This is a genomic window from Pseudomonas sp. GL93 (genome assembly GCF_003408955.1).
In the GTDB taxonomy this organism is placed as follows: domain Bacteria; phylum Pseudomonadota; class Gammaproteobacteria; order Pseudomonadales; family Pseudomonadaceae; genus Aquipseudomonas; species Aquipseudomonas paracarnis.
On record NZ_NKRF01000062.1, the window covers coordinates 40,681 to 60,559 of the forward strand.

The following is a 19,879-nucleotide window of genomic DNA, read 5'->3' on the forward strand; positions in this document are numbered from 1 at the left end:
CGTTTGAGTTTCCGTCTTCTCTGATCTTCATGTAAGAACACCCCCCGAATTTTCATCGGCCCGCGTCGGGCATATCCCCAAGCGACAGCGCTTATCCATGGGCGAAAATTACTTTCATGAAAATTGAAAATACTCCTCGGGAATGATTTATGAGTTTCACAACCAATTCGACGTGACCCTTTCCGAGGAGTACCGCATGGCCGCATCACCGGGCTTCGGGCTGTTGGCATACGCTGCCATCGCCATCATTGCATTGATCGTGCTGATTGCACGCTACCGACTCAACCCCTTTATCGTGATTACCCTGGTGTCCATCGGTCTGGCGCTGATGGCCGGGATGCCAGCGGACACCATCATGGGTTCGTACGAGGCGGGTGTCGGCAAGACCCTGGGGCATATCGCCCTGGTGGTGGCGCTGGGCACCATGCTCGGCAAGATGATGGCCGAGTCGGGCGGCGCCGAGCAGGTGGCGCGCACGCTGATCAACCGCTTCGGTGAGCGCAATGCCCACTGGGCGATGGTGTGTATTGCATTCCTGGTGGGGCTGCCGCTGTTTTTCGAAGTCGGCTTTGTGTTGCTGGTGCCGATCGCCTTTACCGTGGCGCGGCGCGTGGGCGTGTCGATCCTGATGGTCGGGCTGCCGATGGTCGCTGGCCTGTCGGTGGTGCATGCGTTGGTGCCGCCGCACCCGGCGGCAATGATGGCGGTGCTGGCCTATAACGCCTCGGTCGGGCAAACGGTGCTGTATGCGATCCTGATTGGCATCCCCACGGCGATCATTGCCGGGCCCGTCTACGCCAAGTTCATCGTGCCGCACATTCATTTGCCGGCGGAAAACCCGCTGGAGCGCCAGTTTATCGAGCGTGAACCGCGTACGCGCCTGCCCAGCTTTGCGTTGACGATGGGTACCATCCTGTTGCCGGTGGTGTTGATGATGATCGGCGGCTGGGCCAATGTGATTTCCACGCCGGGCAGCGGTTTCAACCAGTTCCTGTTGTTTATCGGCAACTCGGTGATTGCCCTGTTGGTGGCGACCCTGGTGAGTTTCTGGACCTTGGGCCTGGCCCAGGGCTTTAACCGCGAGTCGATTCTCAAGTTCACCAACGAATGCCTGGCGCCGACTGCCAGCATCACCTTGCTGGTGGGGGCGGGCGGTGGTTTGAATCGCATCCTGGTGGATGCTGGTGTGACGAATGAAATCCTGGGCCTTGCCCATGCGTTTCACTTGTCGCCGCTGGTGATGGGCTGGCTGTTCGCCGCCCTGATGCGTATCGCCACCGGCTCGGCCACGGTCGCCATGACCACGGCGTCGGGCGTGGTCGCGCCGGTCGCCTTGGGCTTGGGTTATCCACACCCCGAATTGCTGGTGCTGGCGACCGGTGCGGGTTCGGTGATCTTTTCCCATGTCAACGACGGTGGCTTCTGGCTGATCAAGGAATACTTCAATATGACGGTGATCCAGACCTTCAAGACCTGGACCGTACTGGAGACCTTGATTTCGCTGGTCGCCTTCGGCCTGACCTACGGTCTGTCCCTTGTTTTATGAGCCTGTAACCCGGAGCCCCCATGGACATCCTCTATCAGATCCGCGCCCGCCAGGACGCTTTCAGTGCCGGCGAAGGGCGTATCGCCAAGCTGATGCTTAAGGATGTGGGCTTTGCCGCCTCCGCCAGCCTGGAGGAACTGTCGCAACGGGCTGAGGTAAGTACCGCCACCTTGTCACGCTTCGCCCGCAGTGTCGGCTGCCGTGACTTGCGCGATTTGCGCCTGCAATTGGCCCAGGCCAGCGGCGTGGGCAGCCGCTTCCTGGACCCTACGGGCAAGCCAGAACAGTCAGCGTTTCATCGGCAGATTCTGGGAGATATCGAGGCGACGTTGCGTCAGCATCTGTCGGGTTTCAACCAGCGCAGTTTTGGTGATGCGGTCAAGCTGTTGGGCAAGGCGCGGATGATCCATGCGTTCGGCATGGGCGGGCCGTCGAGCCTGTGCAGCGATGAGTTGCAGGTGCGCCTGGTGCGTCTGGGCTATCCGATTGCCGCCAGCCATGACCCTGTGATGATGCGTGTCACGGCGGCGACCCTGGGGCCCGAACATGCCGTGATCGTCTGCTCGCTCACGGGCCTGACCCCTGAGTTACTGGAGGTGGTGACGCTGGCGCGCAACTACGACGCGCGGATCGTTGCCATCACCCTTGCCGATTCGCCTCTGGCGCAGTTGGCGGATGTCGTGCTGCCGCTGCAACCGGCGGAAACCAGTTTTATCTACAAGCCCACTGCGGCCCGCTACGGCATGCTGCTGGCTATCGACCTGCTCGCCACCGAGCTGGCGCTGGCACTGCCGGACGACAACCAGGAACGCCTGCGCCGGATCAAACTGGCCCTGGACGATTACCGCGGCGGCCCTGACAGCCTGCCGCTTGGAGACTGATATGAAGTACGACACGCTGATTCGCCAGGCGCTGATCATCGATGGCAGTAACACCCCAGGGTATGTCGCCGATGTGGGATTGCATGAAGGGCGTATCAAAACGATTGGCGACTTGTCCACAGCCGAGGCCGAACAGGTCATCGACGCCCATGGCCGCGTATTGGCGCCGGGCTTTATCGATGTACACACCCACGATGACACGGTGGTGATCCGCCAGCCGCAGATGCTGCCCAAGCTCAGCCAGGGCGTGACCACGGTGGTTGTCGGCAACTGTGGCATCAGTGCCTCGCCGGTGAGTTTGCCCGGCGACCCACCGGACCCGATGAACTTGCTGGGCAACAGTGAGGCGTTTTGCTATCCGCGGTTCAGCGATTATCGCAACGCAGTGGAAGACGCCCATCCGGCGGTGAATGTCGCCGCATTGATTGGCCACACAGCCCTGCGCAGCAACCATATGGACGACCTGCACCGCACGGCCACGCCCGGTGAAATCACGGCGATGCGTATACAACTGCAAGAGAGCCTGGAAGCCGGCGCCCTGGGTTTATCCACAGGCCTGGCCTATGCCAGCGCGTTCAGTGCCGAGACCGATGAGGTGTTGCAACTCACCGAAGAGTTGACCGCCTACGGTGCGGTGTACACCACCCATTTGCGCAGCGAATTCGAGCCGGTGCTGGAGGCGATGGAGGAGGCGTTCCTGATCGGCCGCCATGCCAAGGTGCCGGTGATCATTTCCCACCTTAAATGCGCCGGTGCCGGTAACTGGGGGCGTAGTCCGCAGTTGTTGGCGTCGCTTGAAGCCGCGGCAAAAAAACATCCGGTGGGCTGTGATTGCTATCCCTATGCCGCCAGCTCCTCGACCCTGGACCTCAAACAGGTCACCGACGCGTTTCGCATTACCATCACCTGGTCGACGCCGCACCCACAAATGGGCGGGCGCGACTTGCAGGATATCGCCGCCGAGTGGGGTGTTTCGCTGCTGGACGCGGCCCGTCGCTTGCAGCCGGCGGGGGCGGTGTATTACGGCATGGATGAAGACGATGTACGGCGCATCCTCGCGCATCCGTTGTCGATGGTGGGCTCGGATGGGTTGCCCGAAGACCCGTTTCCCCACCCGCGCTTGTGGGGTGCGTTTCCACGGGTGCTGGGGCACTTCAGCCGGGATGTTGGTTTGTTCCCGTTGCACACGGCGGTGCACAAGATGACGGGCTTGTCGGCAGCGCGCTTTGGTTTATCCGAGCGTGGTGAAATCCGTGAAGGGTATTGGGCCGACCTGGTGCTGTTCGACCCGCTGCGGGTGCGTGATGTGGCCGATTTCAAGGTGCCGCAACGGGCGGCAGAAGGGATTGATGGCGTGTGGGTCAACGGCGTGTTGAGTTACCGCGATGGGCAGGCCAATGGGCAGCGGCCGGGGCGATTCCTGGCGCGCAGTGGGGATTTGCGTGGTGGGTTTTCGTCTCTATAGTGGGCGCTTTCATACACGGAGCAGTCGCCATGCACTTAGGAAAAGTCACCCCCATCCTGCGGATTTTCGATGAGGCCAAGGCGTTGGAGTTCTACGTCGACTTCTTGGGGTTCAAGGTCGATTGGCAGCATCGTTTCGAGGCGAACTTCCCGTTGTACCTACAAGTGTCGCTGGGCGAGTGTGTGCTGCATTTGTCCGAGCATCATGGCGATGCTTCGCCGGGGGCGGCTGTGCGGATCCAGGCCCAAGGGGTCGATGCGTATCAGCAGCAATTGCTGGGCAAAGAGTACCGATATGCCAAGCCTGGGGTTGAAGACACGCCCTGGGGGTCGCGGGAAATGAGCATCCGCGATCCGTTTGGGAATCGGCTGGTGTTTGTCGAGGACAGCGAGGGCTGAAGGGTAAATGGCAGGCAATAAAAAACCGCCTTAGTAGGGCGGTTTTTTATTGCAAACCCAGTGAGTGGCTGGGGTTTGCTATCTCAAAGGACGCATTGACCCGCGTCCAAAGGCTCACGTGTTCCGGTAAGTGCGCTGGAGGTAAGGCCCAACTCTAGGAGGGCCGAGTATGTCTAAGTTTGCACCTGTGGCGAGGGAGCTTGCTCCCGTTGGACTGCGTAGCAGTCCGTTTTTTGGGGGCGCTTCGCACCCCAGCGGGAGCAAGCTCCCTCGCCACAGTGGTTGTGGTTTTTTAAACCCGGAAATGACTGACCATCTGTTGTAACTGGCTGCCCAAACGCGCCAGTTCCACACTCGACTTCGCCGTCTCGTCACTGGCCGTCGCCGTCTGCTCGGACACATCCCGCACATTCACAATACTGCGGCTGATCTCTTCGGCCACGGCGCTCTGCTGTTCGGCGGCCGCTGCGATCTGCTGGTTCATCGACTGGATATTCGACACCGTGCGGGTGATGTTCTCCAGGGATACGCCTGCCTTGCGGGTCAGCTCGACGCTGCTGTCGGTGAGGCTGCGGCTGTTGTTCATCACGCTGGCGACTTGTTGGGTGCCGTTCTGCAAGCCTGCCACCAGGCCTTCGATTTCCTCGGTGGATTTCTGTGTACGCTGGGCCAGGCCGCGCACTTCGTCGGCGACCACGGCAAAGCCACGGCCGGCTTCACCGGCACGCGCAGCTTCAATGGCGGCGTTAAGTGCCAGCAGGTTGGTCTGTTCAGCCACGGCCTTGATCACGTCCATCACGCTGCCGATCTTGTTGCTCTCTTGTTGCAGGTGCGTCATGGCGTCGGTGGAGCGCGCCACTTCGGCCGCCAGGCGTTCGATCTGGGCGATGGCTTCAGCCACCACTTTATCGCCTTCGCGGGCTTGGCCGTCGGCGTCGGAAGCGGCTTGGGAAGCCTGCTCGGCATTGCGCGCGACTTCCTGCACAGTGGCCGTCATTTCATGCATGGCGGTGGCGACCTGGTCGGTCTCGATCTTCTGGCTGTTCACGCCGGCGCTGGTCTGCTCGGTCACGGCGGACAACTCTTCGGCGGCGCTGGCGATCTGAGTGACGCCGTCGCGAATGCCGCTGATCAGCTCGCGCAGGGTGGTGCCCATGCGCTGGATGCCTTGCTGCAACACGCCCAGTTCGTCACGACGGGTCACCTGGATGTTGTGGCTCAAGTCGCCCGAAGCGATGCGCTCTACCACCGCCAGGGTGTCCTGGATCGGGCGGGTGATCTGGCGCGTGATCACCCACGCGGCAATTACGCCAACCAGCAAAGCCAGCAAGGTGCTGATCAATTGCAGGCTGCGGGCCTGGGTGCTTTCGGCGTCGCGACGTTCCAGTTGGATGTCGTACAGCTTGTCGCTGATTGTCACGATGTCGGCGCCCTGGGTAGTCATTTCGGCACGGGCGGTGACGATATTGGCGTTGGCCGCCTTGTAGCTCTGCACCGCACTGCGATAGGCGCCAAGCGCGGTTTCCAGTGCGGACAATGCGCTTTGCTGACCGGCACCGAAGGCAACGCTGAGGCCTTTCAAACCGGCGACAGCTTTTTCCAGCTGTGTAGCAGCGCGGGCTTCGGTTTCTGCGTTGGGGCTATTGGTATAGCCGCGCACCTCGTAGCGAGCCTGCAGGAATTCGTTCTTGGCCTGGGTCACGGCCAGGAACTGCGTGAAGCGCTCCGGGCTGTCGGGTGACTGCTGCACACTGGTTTCCAGCGCATTGATCTGTGCGTTGGCGATGTCTGCCTTGGCGCCCATGACGTCGCGCGCAGCGTTGCCATTGCGATAGGCCTCGCGCATTTTGTTCAGGGACTGGCGGTAAGCGGTAATGACGGCTTTCTGCTCATTGAGCAGCTTGAGGTTTTCCGGGCTCTTGAAGCTGTCCAGCAATTTCTGTTGTTGAGCTGCGAAGGCATCCAGGCTGGTCTGCACGTTCTGCGCCACGGCTTCGTCGCCGTTGGCCAGCATGTATTGCAGGCGCACGATCCGCAGCTTGGTCAGCGAGGCGTTGAGCTGGGTGATGTCGCTCATCCAGTTGCTACGGTCGATCAGGCCGCCCAGGCTGGTCCAGCCGGTGAGTGCCAGGATCGAGGTGAGGACCAGCACCAGGCCGAAGCCCAGGCCGAGTTTGAGATTGACACTGATGTTACCGAACCAGCTGTTCATCGAAAGCTCCTTGAAGAGCGATGTCTGTCTGCTGGACGGTGTGTTTTTGTTTGAGCCAGCCAAGATGTGTAGGGCTGTATCGGCGGTAAGGGGCATTTCTAAAGTGCTTTTCTTGCCGGGCGACGAAGGGTCGCCATCGCCTTTGGGCAATGGCGACCCTGCGGGCTCAGGACACCGCCGTGTTGGGCACCACGGTAAGCCTGAGGCAGGAGGCGGCGGCGTGGCTCAGGTGCACATTATTGTGGGCAACCCGAGGGTGGCTGGCCTGGCCTGAAGGCTCGCCGCTGTTGGGGTTGACGTCAAAGCGCGGGAAATTGCTGCTGGCGATGTCCAGGCGCAACCGATGGCCGCGCTTGAACAGGTTGCAGGTGGCGAAAGGCTCGATCAGCACTTTCACTCGCTCACCCGGCGTCAGGGCCGTCGGCTGTTCCCATGAGTCGCGATAACGGCAGCGGCGGATGCCGTCGGTGATGTTCATCGCAAAGCCCTCGGGGTAGTCGACGCTGGGCGGGTACACGTCCACCAGCTTGGCGGTGAAGTCGGTGTCGGGTGCATCGCTGTCGATCCACAGCTCGATCTGCACGTCACCGGCGACGATCAGGTCGTCGTCCAGAGGCTCGGTCTGGAACACCAGCACGTCATCGCGCTGGGCCAGGGGGCGGTTATCCCCTTGGGTGCCGAAAAAGTCGGGACGCTCCCGTTGGTCGAAGGCCCCGCCAACAAACACAGGGGCGCCGGAGGTCAGCGCGCCGCCGATGGTCGGGACCGGGTGGGCCGGGTCGGCGCGGTAACTCAAGTGGGCGTCAGCCTCGACAGGTGCCGTGCGGCTCAACTGCCTGTGTGCATTCAGATAGAGGGTCAGTGTTTGGCTGCCGGGCAGCGGCCATTGCGTGGTGTGCAGCCAGCGGCCGCCATGGTGCAGGCGCCCGTTTTCGTCGCGGTTACCGCTGCCGCCCCCCATCAGAAACACCTGTACGCTGGCCGTTGTGGTTCGCGGCGACGGCTTGAGGGATTGCTCGAACCAGGCCAGTCGGCAACTGAGCCAATCCTGATCGACCTGGCCGTCAAAGGCGGCTTGCGGGCCGAATTCCACATCGCCGCTGTGGCTGATATTACGGTCGCCGTGCAGCCACGGGCCCATCACCAGTCGTTGGCTGGCCGTACCTTGGTGTGTGAAGGCGCGGTAGTTGGCCAGGGTCGAACTGACGTAGGCGTCGTACCAACTGGACATGAACAGCACCGGGATATCGGGCAGTTGTGCGTAGTGACCTTCGGCATAGAGGCCAGACTTTTGCCAATACTCACCGAAGGTGCCCTGAGCCCATTGCTCCAATACATAGGCTTCATATTCCGGCACATGGCGCAGGGGCGATTGCCCGGGTTGCCATGGCATACGCGTGAACCACTGATAAATATCTTCCTGTTCCAGCGCTTCACGAACCAACGGGTCGGCCAGGGCAGCAGGGCTTTCCTTGGCCTGGCGAAAGGCCCAGGTGGCCTGCTTGAGTTCGAAGGCGCCGCCTTGGCGAATCCCGCAATGGTAGGCGTTGGCGAAGCCGCCGCTGTCGAGCACCATACTGCTCAGGCCCGGAGGGTGCAGGCAAGCCATCGCCAGTTGTGTGTGGGCAGCATAAGACAAGCCCATGCTGCCGATCTTGCCGTTGCACCAGGGCTGTTGGACGATCCAGGCCAGGGTGTCGAAACCGTCTTCGCCCTCGGCGGTGTATTTGGTGAATGTGCCTTCGGAGGCGTAGCGGCCACGGCAGTCCTGGAAAATTGCGACAAAGCCTTGCTCGGTAAACCGTGCGGCCATTTGCTCACGGGAGATGTGTTGGCCGTCGAGCTGTTTTTCCGAGCGGGAGGGTTTGCTCTTGTCGTAGGGCGTGCGCTCGATCACCACCGGAAACGGCCCATTGCTGTCCTCCGGCACATAGATGTCAGTGGCCAGGTGGATGCCGTCACGCATCCGGATCATTTGGTTGTGCAGAATATGCATGGGGAGAACACTCATCGATTCAGTACCCGCTCGTCACCGCAATGGCCAGCAACACCATCGCCAGCACGGCGTAGATCAGGAACAGCGGCAGGATGTAGCGCGCCCATTGGCCCCAACCGACATTGGCGGTGGCCAACAGCACCAGCAGGCCGCTGGAGGTGGGGGTGATCATGTTGGTCAGGCCGTTGCCCATCAGAAATGCGAACACCGTGGTCTGCGGGCTGACGCCGGACAACTGACCCAAGGGCCCGAAGATCGGCATGGTTACCGCCGCCTGGCCGGAGGTGGATGGGATCAGCACATCCAGCCCCAGTTGTGCGAAGAACATGCCGTAGGCCGACACGATCGGACCATGGTCGCCCACCAGGTTGGCCAGGCTGTTGACGATGGTGTCCAGGACCTGGCCGGTACTGAGGATGATCTCCACGGCGGTAGCCAGACCGATCAGCACGCCAGCGATCAGCACCTTCTTCATGCCATCGACAAAGGCACTGGCGGCAACGCTGGCGCCGAGCCCGGCGATCACGCTGAAGGCCACCGTCAGCAGCAGATAGAACGCCGACAGCTCATGGTATTTCCAGCCCCAGCGGTTGGAGGCGTAGACCAGGAAAGCGATGCCCGTCAGCAGCACGATCAGGTTGATCAGATGGCGCAGGGGCAACGGTGTACTTTCGAAAGTGATCTGCGCCGTGGCATCGAAACCGTGCTTGCGAATACTCCACAGCACGAAGGCAATGCCCACCAGCAGGAAGCTGCAGTAGGCGAGCACACGCATGCTCAGGCCACTGAAGATCGGCAGCCCGACCATCGGCTGCGCCACGGACAGCGCCACGGGATTGGAAATAGAAGCCAGGTAGCCGATCTTCACCGAGATCGTGACGATGGCCAGCCCGATCAGGTTCGACAGCCCCAGCCGATTAGCCATGGCAACCATCAACGGTACGATGAGAATAAATTCCTTGGCCAGCCCCATGAAGGTACTGCCGGCGGAAAACACCAGCATCAGGCATGGCACCAGCACGTAGATATTGCCCCGGGTCAGCCCCAGCATGCGTTCCAGCCCGGCGTCGATCACTCCGGCCTTGTTCAGCACCCCGAACATGCCACCGATGAACAGCACCATGAAAATCAGCGCCGCACGTTTCTCGATGCCCTGGGGAATGGCCATGAAACCTTCCACCAAGGACACCGGGCGGGCCACGGTGTCGCCGGCTTTGCGCGGCTCCAGGCTGAACAATTGGCCCAGGGAGTCGTGTTTTTCCAGCACCTGGTAAGAGCCCGGTATCACCAGGCCATTCTGGCGCTGGAACGTGCCCGAGTTCACCGCGTAGGTAAACGCCACTGCGAGCAGGACGATGCTCAGCAGGATGATGGCGGGATTGATCTGCTTGCGTTGCGTGGTATTTCCCACCGCTGCTTGGGTAGGGATGCTCTGGGATTCGCTCATGCTAGTGGCCCCGGCGTGCGCCGTTATTGTTATAGGGGTGACACGTGTGGGGCGGACACTAGGGCAAAGTTTTCGCGACGACAACGTTATGCGTGGGGTGGGTTGGGCTATGCGTTTTGTGCGGCCAGACCCTGCTTGAGGTGCTCGGCAAACGCGTGTACCAGTTGCGAGCGCGGCTCATTGGCGCGAAACGCCAGGCCGAATGCGTAGGGCAGCGCGGGGCGAAACGGGCGGGTGACGATGGGCAAATGCCGGAAGTGGCTGGCCAGCAGACCATTGACGATCGACACCCCCAGGCCCTCGGCAACGAAGCTGCACGCTGCCCCGACCGAGTGCACCTCGACCCGCACCTGCGGTGTGAGGTTGGCGGCGCGAAACACCTGGTTCAGCTCGGCCCGCAATGCCCGTTGCCGGCCGAGCATCACCAACGGCACATCGCGCAGGTGCTGCACTTGGATGCAGGCGTGACGGGTCAGCGGATGGTCGGCGGGCATCACGCAGACGCCTTCGGTGTGCAGCACCGGCTCGACATCGAAGTCGGGGAGTTCCGTGGGTAGGCGTACAAAACCCAGGTCGGCGGAACGGTCCAGCACGGCGCGTTCGATCATGTCGTAAGAGCCAGTCAGCAGTTCCACGACAAGGTCGTCATGCTCCTTGAGAAATTGCGCCACGATGCGCGGCAACAGCTCCTGGGTCATGCTGGTGGGCACCCCGACCTTGAGCAGGCTCTTGCGTGAGCGGCCCACGCGCATTTCGTCGGCCAGGCGCTGGATTCGTTGCATGCCATCCACCAGTCCGGCGACTTCGGCGAGCAGTTCCTCGGCTTCGGGCGTCGCCATCAAGCGGCCCTTCTTGCGCAGGAACAAGGCAAAACCCAAGTGCTCTTCCAACTGGCTCAGCAGGCGGCTGACCGCCGATTGCGACAGGCCCATGCGCGTCGCCGCGCCGATGGTCGAGCCCGTGGCCATGATCGCCTTGAAGGCTTCGAGTTGCTTGAGATTCACCGTGTTTTTCCTGTCGGTTGGGAAGGGCGGCCGGTACTTCACGCATAGCCTGATGCGCTTCTCGCATAACGTTGTGGGGCTGTCGACGAGCCGTTAGTGTCCGCTCCAACGCGACATGCCGTCCAGCCTGCCGCGCGGTGCAACTGCCCATAAAAAACACAACATGGCATTGAGGGAGGGTTTATGCGTGATTTTTTCACGAGGGGGAGAATGGTCTCGGCGGGGCTGATGGCGAGCCTGTCACCGGCCTTGATGGCCCAGGGCTTTTGGGAGGATTCCCACGGCCGGTTGACCTTGCGCAACTTCTACTTCAACGACGGTTACCGCGACGGTGGTGAAGACCGCAAGGAGTGGGCCCAGGGCTTTCTGCTCAACCTTCAGTCAGGTTATACCGAGGGCACCGTGGGTTTTGGCCTGGATGCCTTGGGGCTGGCGGGCCTGCGTCTGGACTCTAGCCCGACGCACGCCGGGACGGGCTTGTTGCCTGTGCACGACGATGGTCATGCGGCCAGTGAGTTTTCCAGCCTGGGCGTCACGGCCAAACTGCGCTGGGGCGATGCAGTGGTGAAAACCGGCACGTTGCTGCCGAAAATTCCGCTGCTGGTACACAACGATGGCCGCCTGTTGCCGCAGACCTTCCAGGGCACTCAAGTGGAATACAGTGGCATTCGTGACCTGTACCTGCACGCCGGGCACTTGGACAAATTCAAGCTGCGTAATTCCACCGACAGCGTGGACATTTATCCCCAAGGCTACAGCGGCAAGAAGGGCAGTGACTTCGATTTTGCCGGCGCCACCTATGCCTTTACGCCGAAGCTCAGCGGCACCTGGTACTACGGTGAAATGCGCGAATTCTATCGCCAGCAATTCTTCGGCCTGGTGCATAAGCAGCCGCTGGGCAACGGCACACTGACCAGCGACTTGCGCTACTTCATTAGTAACGACGCGGGTGAGGCGCGTAACGGCGAGGTCGACAGTGACATGTTCAGCGGTCTGTTCACTTACCGCCTGGGCCCGCAGGCGCTGGGTGTCGGCTATCAGAAGGTCAGCGGCGAGACCGCGCTGCCGTATGCCAGCGTCTCGACCGTGTATTCCTTCAGTAACGCCGGTGTGGGCAAGTTCATCCAGGCTGGTGAGCAAACCTGGATGCTGCGCTACGACTATGACTTCGCGGCGGTACTGCCGGGCTTGAGTTTCATGACCCGCTACTACAAAGGGCAAAACGGCGAGTTCAAGGGGCGCGAGGCGCGGGAGTGGGAGTCCGACACGAATCTGCGCTATGTGGTCCAGGACAGCACTTTCAAAGGCCTGGGTGTGGAGTTGCGCAAGGCTACTTATCGTTCGACTTATGCCAGCGACCGGGACAACTACCGGCTGTACCTGACTTACGACCTGGCGCTCTGGTAGCCGGGGAGGGGGGCTGATCATGTGCCGGTCTTGTGTGCTAGTCTGCGGGCCCTTTTAGTTCTGGGCAGCGCGGGAAACCGTGTTGTCCTACAGCGGAGCCTCTTCATGTCCGAAGTTAATCTGTCCACCGACGAAACCCGCGTCAGCTACGGTATCGGCCGTCAGTTGGGCGACCAACTGCGCGACAACCCGCCACCGGGCGTCAGCCTGGACGCGATCCTGGCCGGCCTGACCGACGCGTTCGCAGGCAAGCCAAGCCGTGTTGACCAAGAGCAAATGGCTGCCAGCTTCAAAGTGATCCGCGAAATCATGCAAGCCGAAGCCGCTGCCAAGGCTGAAGCAGCCGCGGGTGCCGGCCTGGCATTCCTGTCTGAAAACGCCAAGCGTGATGGCATCACCACCCTGGCTTCCGGCCTGCAATTTGAAGTGCTGACTGCCGGCACCGGCGCCAAGCCGACCCGTGAAGATCAAGTGCGTACCCACTACCACGGCACCTTGATCGACGGCACTGTGTTCGACAGCTCCTACGAGCGCGGCCAGCCTGCAGAGTTCCCGGTTGGCGGCGTGATCGCTGGCTGGACCGAAGCGCTGCAACTGATGAATGCCGGCAGCAAATGGCGCCTGTACGTGCCGAGCGAACTGGCTTACGGCGCTCAAGGCGTTGGCAGCATCCCGCCGCACAGCGTTCTGGTATTCGACGTCGAGCTGCTCGACGTTCTGTAAGACCCGTACCTGTAGGAGCGAGCTTGCTCGCGAAGATATCAACGGCACCGCGTTAAACCAGGCTTTACGCGCTATCGTTGACGTTCTTCGCGAGCAAGCTCGCTCCTACAGTATTGGCAGTTGTTTCTCATGGATGGAACTTGCCATTGAGCTCCGTCGCCGGGCGCAACGCTCGCGCATAGCAGAACAGAAACAGATTCCTCACCACTTCCTTCAGCACTCCAGGCTCACTGGAACTCAGGCCATTGACGTCCAGATCGCCCTGATCCTGCAGCTCGTTCAGCGCTTCTTCTTCAAGTACCGCGCAGACTTCACCGGTTTCCCGATGCAGGATTCGCAGGTAAGGGTGTGGACGGTCCAGCCAGGCATCTATCAAATAAGTCATGGTCGTTCTCCTTGATGAGTTTCAATGAGAATAATTCTTATTCGTAGAATAGCAAGCGTCTATTGGCAGTTTCTGTTTTTTTCTGTGTGGGTATTGCGTTCGATCAACGCAGAGGGCAAAACGCCATCCCGCGGCGGGCGCGGGATGGAATGCAGCAGGATCAGACTTTGCGCACGAACTCGGACTTGAGTTTCATCGGGCCGATACCGTCGATCTTGCAATCGATATCGTGGTCGCCGTCGCACAGGCGGATGTTCTTGACCTTGGTGCCGACCTTGACCACCAGGGAAGTGCCTTTGACCTTGAGGTCCTTGATTACGGTGATGGTGTCGCCGTCCTGCAGGACATTACCCACAGAGTCTTTCTTCACTGTTTCATCGCTGGCCACTTCGGCCTCGCCATTGGCGGACCACTCATGGGCGCATTCCGGGCAGATCAGCTGGGCGCCGTCTTCGTAGGTGTATTCGGAATTGCATTTTGGGCAGGGTGGCAACGTGCTCACTAAAGCTCCTAGAAAGTCAGGGATGGCTAAAAGTCGCACATTATATAGGGTTTTAAGCGCGGGTGGGGTTGGACTCGTCCTAATGTGGGAGCTGGCTTGCCTGCGATAGCGGCAGTGAATTCACTCCAGTCATCGCAGGCAAGCCAGCTCCCACATTAAACAGCGCGGAATCAGTGAGTACGGGCGACCGCAAACTCACTCAGTTCAACCAGGGCATCCCGGTATTCACTGGCCGGCAGCGCTTGCAGGCAGGTGATCGCCCGCGCCACGTAGTCACGCGCCAGTTGCGCGGTGTACTCCAGGGAACCCGAGGCTTCCACAGCGGCACGGATGGCCTCCAGGTCTTCGATTCCGCCTTTCTGAATCGCCTTGCGCACCAGGGCGGCCTGTTCCGGCGTGCCTTCGCGCATGGTGTAGATCAACGGCAAGGTCGGCTTGCCCTCGGCCAGATCGTCACCGACGTTCTTGCCCAGGGTTTCGGCGTCGCCCTTGTAGTCGAGCAGGTCATCCACCAGTTGGAACGCCACGCCCAGGTGATCACCGAACGTGCGCAGGGCCTCGGCCTGTTCGGCGGTGGCGCCACACAGCGCGGCGGCACTGTGGGTAGAGGCTTCGAAGAGCATCGCGGTTTTGCCGCGAATCACTTCCATATAGGTTTCTTCAGTGGTGCTGGCGTCGCGGACCTTGGACAGCTGCAACACTTCGCCTTCGGCGATGATGCGTGTGGCCTGTGAAAGAATCTTCATCACGGGCATCGAGCCCAGCTCGACCATCATTTCGAATGAGCGCGAATACAGGAAGTCGCCTACCAACACGCTGGGCGCATTGCCCCACATGGCGTTTGCAGTCTCGCGGCCACGGCGCATGCCGGACATGTCGACCACGTCGTCATGCAGCAGGGTGGCGGTGTGCAGGAATTCGATCGTGGCAGCCAGCAGGCGCAGGTCGTCGCCTTGACGGCCCAGGGCCTTGCCGCACAGCAACACTAATAAAGGACGCAGGCGTTTGCCGCCCGCCGACGTAATGTAGTCGCCAATTTTGGAGACCAGCGGCACTTTTGACGTCAGCTGCTGCTTGATGATGCCGTCGACGGCGCTAAAATCGTCCGCGACCGCGCGGTAGAAAGCTTGGGGTTGCATCAGCGACAGTCGCTCCAGAAGGGTTGCGCGGCATGCTAGGACCCTGACCCCCGGGTGTCAAGGCGCGATAGACGGCCCCTTGCAAGCCTCCCATAGCTTGCGTACAATCGCGCACCCTGAACTTCCTGGGCAGCACCTGCCTTACGCAATTGCATTCGGGACGTCCATCCCATGCAGCCATGCCAGCCAATACCTCTTCTTATAAAGCGCTGGGTGAGCAGGATTATCGGAGAAATACCATGTCGTACGCAGTAATTGTTACTGGTGGCAAGCAATACAAAGTCGCCCCAGGTGAATACCTGAAGATCGAGAAACTGGAAGTCGCTACTGGCGAATCCGTTACTTTTGATCGCGTTCTGTTGGTCGCCAATGGCGATGACGTGAACATCGGCGCTCCAGTTGTTGCTGGCGCTACCGTTGTGGCTGAAGTGATCTCCCAAGGTCGTCACGATAAAGTCCGCATCATCAAGTTCCGTCGTCGTAAGCACCACATGAAGCGTATGGGCCACCGCCAGTGGTACACCGAGATCAAAATCACCGGTATTCAGGCTTAATTTCAGCCTAATTCCTCACTAGGAGAATTGACTCATGGCACACAAAAAAGCTGGTGGTAGTACCCGTAACGGTCGCGACTCAGAAGCCAAACGCCTTGGCGTGAAGATGTATGGCGGCCAGAAAATCATTCCGGGCAACATCATCGTGCGTCAGCGCGGCACCCAATTCCACGCCGGTTACGGTGTTGGCATGGGTAAAGATCACACCCTCTTCGCTAAAATCGAAGGCGTGATCAAGTTCGAAGTAAAGGGCGCGTTCAACCGCCGTTACGTGAGCGTTGTCGCAGCTTAATTGCGAGATCGCTGGGAAAGCCCTGTCTTGCGACGGGGCTTTTTCGTTTGTGGAGTGAGTCTCTTGCAAAGCTGTCTGTGATGAGCTCAGGCGCTGGTTTGCGGTCGCTGATTGAGGTCGCTGCGCTCATTTTTGCAAGAGTCTTATGTCTTGGTTTCTTAAGCTCGTCCACGCGGCGAGAGGCGTTTTGTTATGAAGTTCGTTGATGAAGTTTCCATCCGAGTAAAAGCAGGCGACGGCGGTAACGGTTGCATGAGTTTCCGTCGCGAAAAATTCATCGAAAACGGTGGCCCGAACGGCGGTGACGGCGGTGACGGTGGTTCCATCTACATGATGGCCGACGAGAACCTCAATACTCTGGTCGACTACCGTTACACCCGGCATTTCGATGCCGAGCGTGGCTCCAACGGCGGCAGCACCGACTGCACCGGTAAAAAAGGTGAAGACCTGGTACTGCGCGTACCGGTCGGCACCACGATCATCGACTCCGCGACCCAGGAAGTGATTGGCGACCTGACCAAGGCCGGCCAGAAACTGATGGTTGTGCAGGGTGGCTGGCACGGTCTGGGTAACACCCGATTCAAGTCCAGTACCAACCGTGCACCGCGCCAGACCACGCCGGGCAAGCCGGGCGAGCAGCGCGACCTGAAGCTGGAAATGAAAGTACTGGCGGACGTGGGCCTGCTGGGCCTGCCGAACGCGGGTAAAAGTACCTTCATCCGCTCGGTATCGGCCGCCAAGCCGAAAGTTGCCGACTACCCGTTCACTACCCTGGTGCCAAACCTGGGCGTGGTCAGTGTCGACCGCTGGAAAAGCTTCGTGGTTGCCGACATTCCTGGCTTGATCGAAGGCGCTTCCGACGGCGCGGGCCTGGGTATCCGCTTCCTCAAGCACTTGTCCCGCACCCGTTTGCTGCTTCACCTCGTCGACATGGCGCCGCTGGATGACACCAGTGCCGCCGATGCCGCCGAAGTGATCGTCAGCGAGCTGACCAAGTTCAGCCCGGCCCTGGCCGAGCGCGATCGCTGGTTGGTACTGAACAAGTGCGACCAGATCCTTGAAGAAGAGCACGAAGAGCGCGTCAAGGAGATCGTTGATCGCCTGGAGTGGGAAGGTCCGGTTTATGTCATCTCGGCCATCGCCAAAGAAGGCACCGAGCGCCTGACCCGCGACATCATGCGTTACCTGGAAGACCGTGCCGACCGCCTGGCGGCCGACCCGGTGTACAAGGCCGAACTCGCCGAACTCGACCAGCAGATCGAAGACGAGGCCCGTGCCCAGTTGCAGGCCCTGGACGACCAGCGCGCCCTGCGCCGCAGCGGCGTGAAGTCGGTCCACGACATCGGCGACGATGATTGGGACGAAGAAGACGTGGATGATGAAGACGGTCCGGAAATCATTTACGTGCGTGACTGATCCGTTGCGATAAACTTGAACGCCGCTCCCTGGAGCGGCGTTTTGGTATCCGGGTATAACGTTATGGGCAGCGCTGGGTCGCGCGGCCCTCACTCTAAGGTTGAAGATGATGCGGAGCAAAGTGACAGGTGCGCAGCGCTGGGTCGTGAAAATCGGCAGTGCGCTGTTGACGGCGGATGGCAAAGGTCTGGATCGCGCAGCCATGAGCGTCTGGGTCGAGCAGATGGTGGCCTTGCATGAAGCAGGCGTTGAGTTGGTGCTGGTGTCGTCCGGAGCGGTTGCCGCCGGGATGAGCCGCCTCGGCTGGACCGCGCGACCCAGCGCGATGCACGAACTGCAAGCCGCCGCTGCCATCGGCCAGATGGGCCTGGTGCAAGCCTGGGAATCCAGCTTTGCCGAGCACGGCCGCCACACGGCGCAGGTGCTGTTGACCCACGACGACCTGTCCGACCGCAAGCGCTACCTCAACGCTCGCAGCACCTTGCGCGCGCTGGTGGAGCTCAAGGTCATCCCGGTCATCAACGAGAACGACACCGTTGTCACCGACGAAATCCGCTTCGGTGACAACGACACCCTGGCCGCCCTGGTGGCCAACCTGGTAGAGGCCGACCTGTTGGTGATCCTCACCGACCGCGATGGCATGTTCGACGCCGACCCGCGCAACAACCCCGATGCCCAGCTTATCTACGAAGCCCGCGCCGATGACCCGGCACTGGATGCGGTCGCCGGCAGTGTCGGCGGTGCCCTGGGCCGTGGCGGTATGCAGACCAAACTGCGCGCCGCTCGCCTGGCTGCGCGTTCCGGTGCCCATACCATCATCGTTGGTGGGCGCCTGGAGCGTGTGCTGGATCGCCTCAAGGCCGGTGAGCGCATCGGTACGCTGCTATCACCGGAACGCGGCATGCTGGCGGCGCGCAAGCAGTGGTTGGCCGGGCATCTGCAAACCCGTGGCACCCTGGTGCTGGACGAGGGCGCGGTGTCGGCGTTGTCCCAAGGCAACAAGAGCTTGCTGCCGGTGGGCGTCAAGCTGGTGCAGGGCAGCTTCCGCCGTGGTGAGATGGTGGTGTGCGTCGCGCCGGACGGTCGTGAGATTGCCCGTGGCCTGGCCAACTACAGCGCCCTTGAAGCACAGAAGATTATTGGACAATCGTCTGACGCGATTGTCGGACTCTTGGGTTACATGGCGGAACCGGAACTGGTGCACCGCGACAACCTCATCCTGGTTTAAACGAAAGGAATACCCGATGCGTGTAATGAAGGGATTACTCGGCCTGTTATTGCTCATGCCACTGCTGGCCTCGGCCGAAGAAATCGCCCAGGTCTCGACGGTGTTCAAGTTTGTCGGCCCTAACGACCGGATTGTGGTCGAAGCGTTTGACGACCCCAAGGTCGATGGCGTGACGTGCTACTTGTCCCGCGCCAAGACTGGCGGGGTAAAGGGCGGGCTGGGCCTGGCCGAAGACCGTGCCGAGGCCTCGATCGCTTGCCGCCAGGTGGGCCCTATCCACTTCAAGGGTGAGCTCAAGGACGGCGACGAAGTGTTCAAGGAGCGCACCTCGCTGGTGTTCAAGACCATGCAGGTCGTGCGTTTCCTCGACAAGAAGCGCAACACCCTGGTGTATCTGGTCTACAGCGACCGCCTGATCGAAGGCAGCCCGCAGAATGCGGTGACGGCGATTCCGATTTTGCCCTGGCCGACCGCTCAGTAACCGGCAGGCGAGTTTCGTCACCGGCGTCTATGATTGCAGCTTTGCCGGTTGTAAGCTCCGAAGGGCTGCAATGCAAAGAACATGGGATATCTGGAGTTCGTCATGAGTGCTTTCCACGATCTGAAACTCAAAGCCTTGGACGGACAAGCGCTACCGCTGGCGCCTTTCAAGGGCCAAGTCGTGCTGGTGGTCAATGTGGCGTCCAAGTGTGGTTTGACCCCGCAATACGCGGCGTTGGAGAGCCTCTACCAGCAGTACAAGGACCAGGGGTTCACAGTGCTCGGCTTGCCATGCAACCAGTTTGCAGGCCAGGAGCCGGGCACCGAGGAGCAGATTCAGCAGTTCTGTAGCCTGAATTACGGCGTGACTTTTCCACTGGGCAGCAAGATCGAGGTCAACGGCCCTGATCGGCATCAGTTGTACCGTTTGCTGGCGGGCGAGGGCGCTGAATTCCCCGGGGATATCACCTGGAACTTCGAGAAATTCCTGTTGGGTAAAGATGGCCGCGTCCTTGCGCGCTTCTCACCACGTACGCCGCCCGAAGATCCCTCCATCATCCAGGCCATCGAAAAAGCCCTCAGCTGACTCCGAGCCACTGTAGGAGCGAGCTTGCTCGCGAAAATCGCCAATGATGACGCGTGCTTCCGGAAATACGCGGCGTCCTCAGGTTCCTCGCGAGCAAGCTCGCTCCTACAGGTATTCGGTGGGCCTGTCCCGTGACAACGGACGCCAAGAAGCGATACTTAAATCGTTCTCTTGGAGGTTGCCATGTATCCATCCACTCGCCGTAACTACACCGATGA

The 19,879-nt window shown here is 60.6% G+C and carries 19 protein-coding genes and 1 pseudogene; 12 read left to right on the forward strand and 8 right to left on the reverse strand.

Translation table 11 applies throughout. The features are described from left to right. Window positions 1-196 precede the first annotated feature (196 nt). The 4 genes from CER19_RS10950 to CER19_RS10965 are packed head-to-tail and all read left to right on the forward strand — an operon-like array spanning window position 197 to window position 4,290. On the forward strand, window positions 197-1,546 hold the full coding sequence (locus tag CER19_RS10950) for a gluconate:H+ symporter (RefSeq protein WP_116666446.1): 1,350 nt from the start codon (window positions 197-199) through the stop codon (window positions 1,544-1,546). A gap of 20 nt (window positions 1,547-1,566) precedes the next feature. Then, complete coding sequence (locus CER19_RS10955; RefSeq protein ID WP_116666434.1) at window positions 1,567-2,427, forward strand: MurR/RpiR family transcriptional regulator; 861 nt, start codon at window positions 1,567-1,569, stop codon at window positions 2,425-2,427. Between the two features lies 1 nt (window position 2,428). Next, the gene (locus CER19_RS10960; protein WP_116666435.1) at window positions 2,429-3,892 is read left to right on the forward strand and encodes an amidohydrolase family protein; all 1,464 of its coding nucleotides are present in this window, start codon (window positions 2,429-2,431) and stop codon (window positions 3,890-3,892) included. A gap of 29 nt (window positions 3,893-3,921) precedes the next feature. Beyond that, on the forward strand, window positions 3,922-4,290 hold the full coding sequence (locus tag CER19_RS10965) for a glyoxalase superfamily protein (protein ID WP_116666436.1): 369 nt from the start codon (window positions 3,922-3,924) through the stop codon (window positions 4,288-4,290). 292 nt (window positions 4,291-4,582) lie between these two features. Here the strand turns inward: CER19_RS10965 and CER19_RS29405 are convergent, their stop codons facing one another. The 5 genes and pseudogenes from CER19_RS29405 to CER19_RS10985 all read right to left on the reverse strand — a co-directional run bounded on the left by CER19_RS29405 (window position 4,583) and on the right by CER19_RS10985 (window position 10,949). Continuing rightward, a complete protein-coding gene (locus tag CER19_RS29405; protein WP_370706066.1) occupies window positions 4,583-5,446 on the reverse strand; it encodes a methyl-accepting chemotaxis protein in 864 nt (287 codons plus the stop codon). 39 nt (window positions 5,447-5,485) lie between these two features. Beyond that, window positions 5,486-6,598: pseudogene (locus tag CER19_RS29410) on the reverse strand (methyl-accepting chemotaxis protein); the annotation flags it as partial. 70 nt (window positions 6,599-6,668) lie between these two features. After that, window positions 6,669-8,498 (reverse strand): CocE/NonD family hydrolase, encoded by a 1,830-nt coding sequence (locus tag CER19_RS10975; protein ID WP_116666438.1) that lies wholly within the window; start codon window positions 8,496-8,498, stop codon window positions 6,669-6,671. A gap of 19 nt (window positions 8,499-8,517) precedes the next feature. Beyond that, window positions 8,518-9,945 (reverse strand): YfcC family protein, encoded by a 1,428-nt coding sequence (locus CER19_RS10980; protein WP_116666439.1) that lies wholly within the window; start codon window positions 9,943-9,945, stop codon window positions 8,518-8,520. A 107-nt stretch (window positions 9,946-10,052) separates the two neighbouring features. After that, a complete protein-coding gene (locus CER19_RS10985) occupies window positions 10,053-10,949 on the reverse strand; it encodes a LysR family transcriptional regulator (protein WP_116666440.1) in 897 nt (298 codons plus the stop codon). 183 nt (window positions 10,950-11,132) lie between these two features. Here CER19_RS10985 and CER19_RS10990 point away from each other — a divergent pair, with 183 nt between their 5' ends. Beyond that, a complete protein-coding gene (locus tag CER19_RS10990) occupies window positions 11,133-12,356 on the forward strand; it encodes an OprD family porin (protein WP_371921544.1) in 1,224 nt (407 codons plus the stop codon). A gap of 105 nt (window positions 12,357-12,461) precedes the next feature. Next, window positions 12,462-13,079, forward strand: coding sequence for an FKBP-type peptidyl-prolyl cis-trans isomerase (locus CER19_RS10995; RefSeq protein ID WP_116666442.1), 618 nt, complete (start codon window positions 12,462-12,464; stop codon window positions 13,077-13,079). Window positions 13,080-13,206: 127 nt separating this feature from the next. Here CER19_RS10995 and CER19_RS11000 read toward each other — a convergent pair whose 3' ends face one another. The 3 genes from CER19_RS11000 to CER19_RS11010 form a co-directional block, all read right to left on the reverse strand. Next, window positions 13,207-13,464, reverse strand: a complete 258-nt coding sequence (locus tag CER19_RS11000) for a hypothetical protein (protein ID WP_003194088.1) — start codon at window positions 13,462-13,464, stop codon at window positions 13,207-13,209. Window positions 13,465-13,624: 160 nt separating this feature from the next. After that, window positions 13,625-13,966 (reverse strand): zinc ribbon domain-containing protein YjdM, encoded by a 342-nt coding sequence (locus CER19_RS11005; protein ID WP_034115956.1) that lies wholly within the window; start codon window positions 13,964-13,966, stop codon window positions 13,625-13,627. Between the two features lie 170 nt (window positions 13,967-14,136). After that, window positions 14,137-15,105 carry a polyprenyl synthetase family protein gene (locus CER19_RS11010; protein WP_014719891.1) on the reverse strand — a complete coding sequence of 323 codons (969 nt, stop codon included), beginning with the start codon at window positions 15,103-15,105 and terminating at the stop codon, window positions 14,137-14,139. A 239-nt stretch (window positions 15,106-15,344) separates the two neighbouring features. Between CER19_RS11010 and rplU the strand changes: the two genes are divergently transcribed. The 6 genes from rplU to CER19_RS11040 all read left to right on the forward strand — a co-directional run bounded on the left by rplU (window position 15,345) and on the right by CER19_RS11040 (window position 19,661). Beyond that, window positions 15,345-15,659, forward strand: coding sequence for a 50S ribosomal protein L21 (gene rplU, locus CER19_RS11015; protein WP_007950961.1), 315 nt, complete (start codon window positions 15,345-15,347; stop codon window positions 15,657-15,659). 34 nt (window positions 15,660-15,693) lie between these two features. Continuing rightward, window positions 15,694-15,951, forward strand: coding sequence for a 50S ribosomal protein L27 (gene rpmA / locus CER19_RS11020; RefSeq protein ID WP_003176049.1), 258 nt, complete (start codon window positions 15,694-15,696; stop codon window positions 15,949-15,951). Between the two features lie 192 nt (window positions 15,952-16,143). Further along, complete coding sequence (gene cgtA / locus CER19_RS11025; RefSeq protein ID WP_003194084.1) at window positions 16,144-17,367, forward strand: Obg family GTPase CgtA; 1,224 nt, start codon at window positions 16,144-16,146, stop codon at window positions 17,365-17,367. Window positions 17,368-17,476: 109 nt separating this feature from the next. After that, window positions 17,477-18,595 (forward strand): glutamate 5-kinase, encoded by a 1,119-nt coding sequence (proB, locus tag CER19_RS11030; protein WP_116666443.1) that lies wholly within the window; start codon window positions 17,477-17,479, stop codon window positions 18,593-18,595. 16 nt (window positions 18,596-18,611) lie between these two features. Continuing rightward, on the forward strand, window positions 18,612-19,076 hold the full coding sequence (locus CER19_RS11035) for a CreA family protein (protein WP_032879534.1): 465 nt from the start codon (window positions 18,612-18,614) through the stop codon (window positions 19,074-19,076). 102 nt (window positions 19,077-19,178) lie between these two features. Further along, window positions 19,179-19,661 carry a glutathione peroxidase gene (locus CER19_RS11040; RefSeq protein WP_116666444.1) on the forward strand — a complete coding sequence of 161 codons (483 nt, stop codon included), beginning with the start codon at window positions 19,179-19,181 and terminating at the stop codon, window positions 19,659-19,661. Window positions 19,662-19,879: the final 218 nt, after the last annotated feature.